At 65.4% G+C, this 246-nt stretch carries 1 pseudogene; it reads right to left on the bottom strand.

The annotated features are described in order from the left end of the window. A pseudogene (locus tag ACQG3P_RS21555) lies at positions 1–187 on the bottom strand (GNAT family N-acetyltransferase); the annotation flags it as partial. Positions 188–246: the final 59 nt, after the last annotated feature.

Here is a 246-nt window from a genome sequence, read left to right as displayed (position 1 = left end):
GCGTCGCCACGTGCTGGCCGCCCATCAGCTCGGCCACCCCGTCAACCAGCCCGGCGGTCTCGAATACAATCATGTCGTTGTCGTCGGACATGCGGTCGGCGAACCCGGTCATCGACACGATGCCGGTAAAGGTCTCAATCCCCAGCGGAGACAGCGACGGCGCCACCGCCTCCATGTAGGACGCCATGCACACCGCACTGGCCTGCTCGAGATCTGTGGCCCTTAGTCGCCGCACCGCCATTAGGG

Origin of the sequence: Stenotrophomonas sp. SrG, from assembly GCF_050031795.1 — a bacterium.
GTDB lineage: Bacteria > Pseudomonadota > Gammaproteobacteria > Xanthomonadales > Xanthomonadaceae > Stenotrophomonas > Stenotrophomonas rhizophila_A.
The sequence above is the reverse complement of the archived record's forward strand: the minus strand, read 5'-3'. Positions and strand labels throughout refer to the sequence as shown.